This window comes from Rhizobium cerradonense (assembly GCF_030182455.1).
Lineage (GTDB): Bacteria > Pseudomonadota > Alphaproteobacteria > Rhizobiales > Rhizobiaceae > Rhizobium.
On the sequence record NZ_JAQJCK010000063.1, the window covers coordinates 1 to 2,282 of the forward strand.

Genomic DNA, 2,282 nt, shown 5'->3' on the forward strand with positions numbered 1-2,282 from the left:
CGGCATAAACTGCCAAACTCCATGGCCACAATCCGGAGGTCTATCTCACAGACGTCCTGACCAGGATCCAGAGCCATCCAAAGGATCGGCTCCAGGAATTGCTGCCGTGGCAGTGGGTGCCGGCGAAAGACCGATACGAGGCTGCGTGATGGCACGTTCCAGGATCATATATACTCTTAAAGAGGTCGCTGAGATGATCGGCGAGAACCTCGAGTTGATCGAGGAGGTGACCGCCAACTCGGACAATATCAGCGAGGGCGAATTGCTTTATGTCCGCGACGGCAGCGAATACGGCACAAAGGGCCTAACCGAGAACGGCGTGGATGAGCTCCAAAATCTCCTCGCCGACATACGGACATGGAGCGGTGGAATCCGCCAGTTCCTCGTCGATGAACGATGCGATCCGGATGTGGTCGAACGCGTTATGGCAGACGAGATGAAACGCGGCCTATAATATCGGCCTCTCAACCAAGCGAAATGCCTTCGCCGGACGCTCACTTAGCATCAGCGAAGAAGCGCTCATCTGGGTCGCCGAGCGCACAAATGACCTGCAGCATCTGGTGAAGAATATTTGCGAGGAGTATCTCGATAACCTTCGGCAGAGCTTTAGGCCTGCGACAAACGGTCGCGATGGAGTGGGCGTCACGTTCGTCCGCATCAATTGGTTCACGTGATCGCGTCGAAATTGCCGCCTCGCAATGGTCGTTTCCAGCGTCATGGCCTTCACCATATGCGCATGAGCCGGACACCGGGCTTAGTGACGCTCCGAAGTCGCCATAGAAACTATCTGCATCAGCGCTCACCGAGCAATTGAACTCTGGTCGGCAGGAGCGGCGCGGCCATAGACCGTAAACCGCTCATCCCCAGCAATGGGATGATATGCGGAAAGCAGCGCTGCAAAACGTGCTTGACCAAGCACGTGATCGGTCCAAAGCGGCTCGTCCTGCTGGATGACGATCAGATCGTAGTTGTGGCTGGCGAACTCGGCATATTTGGCGTCTAGGTAGGCATCCGATCGCTTCTGGTAGCGAGCGGCATCCGCCACCTCTCCTTTCGCTGACGCCTTCCGGGCCAGAACGTACGCAAGGGCGCCGAACCAGTCGCTGTTATTGGCAGACAAAAAGCGGGCCCCGAGAATCCTGGCGAGCGGATGGGCAGCGGCGACGTCGCTGCCGATGACGCCGAGCGTCGGCTCCCCCTTCGATGCCGCTTTCACTGCCGCGACGAAAGCGTCGCTCGGCTTCTCCGTCTGTAAAAACGGCAGCCATGCAAACATGACGACAATGACACAAAGGATGCCACGTCCGAGCGTTTCACGGTTGTAACGCCAGCCGGAAGACGCTGCGACCCTGCAAAGCACAGCAACAAGAGCCAGCGAGATCGCAGCGAAAGCATGGTAGGCCCAGCCCTTACCCTGATAGACCAACGGCACGACGGCGGCGAGTGACGCCAGAAGCGTCACGGCACAAAGTGGCGTAACCGGCGCTTTGGGTGCTACCATCCGGAACAGAAGGACAATCAGCAGGTAAGGAGGAGCATAGCTGAGCGCCACCCTGCCGGGATCGCCCATTTTCATATAGACATCCGCTATCTGCGGGAGGAGATCTCGCATAAATTCGGGCGTCAGCAAAAAAACGAGCGCGATATAGGCGACACCGACAATGCCGATGATGCAGTTCTCGGGCGCCAGAAGTAGCCACAGGTTTCGTCGCCGCCAGGCCACATAGAGCGCGGGCACGATATAAGCCACGACATAGTAGGCCTTCACCAGAACAAGAATACTGCCGCAAAGCCCGGCGCCGACAATCAGGGCGACACCGGGTGCGACACGGCGCGTGGTGTCGGCCCGCAATGCCATGAGCGCCAACAAGGGCAGAAACAGCACCGTGCCGACATGATCTCTTTCGGTGAAGGTATTGCCGGGAAAAATCGTGAAAAGTGCGACGAAGACAGGTAGCAGCCGAAGCAGGGCGTGATTTTCGGCAAAGCCCGCCCGCCGGACGATTACGGCCGATAAACCCAGACCCACGACCACTGCGAGGCAGGTGTAAAGATAGATACCGATTTCGGGAGCGATCCCTGCCCATCTCGACGCTATGATCGCCGGCAGGAAAAGCCAGATCGAAAACGGCGGGTTATTATCGATCACATCGACGTAGAGCCGCTCTCCATTGAGTACCCGCTCTGCTTCCGTGATGAGCCAGCTCGTGTCGACGATGGTTCCCCATCGCTGCTGCCACACCGCCGCCACCAAGAAGACCACGGCACTCTGGATCAGCGCA

The 2,282-nt window shown here is 58.1% G+C and carries 2 protein-coding genes and 1 pseudogene; 2 read left to right on the forward strand and 1 reads right to left on the reverse strand.

The window, feature by feature from the left end; all coding sequences use genetic code 11:
• Nucleotides 1–8 precede the first annotated feature (8 nt).
• Both PH547_RS33615 and PH547_RS33620 read left to right on the forward strand, forming a co-directional pair.
• Nucleotides 9–149, forward strand: a pseudogene (locus tag PH547_RS33615) (transposase domain-containing protein); the annotation flags it as partial.
• Nucleotides 149–454, forward strand: a complete 306-nt coding sequence (locus tag PH547_RS33620) for a hypothetical protein (RefSeq protein WP_285170469.1) — start codon at nt 149–151, stop codon at nt 452–454. The pseudogene PH547_RS33615 and the gene PH547_RS33620, both read left to right, overlap by 1 nt.
• Before the next feature lie 345 nt (nt 455–799).
• On the opposite strand, the gene PH547_RS33625 is transcribed toward PH547_RS33620, so the two are convergent.
• Nucleotides 800–2,282 (reverse strand): hypothetical protein (locus PH547_RS33625; RefSeq protein ID WP_285170470.1); only part of this gene is annotated, 1,483 nt, incomplete at its 5' end.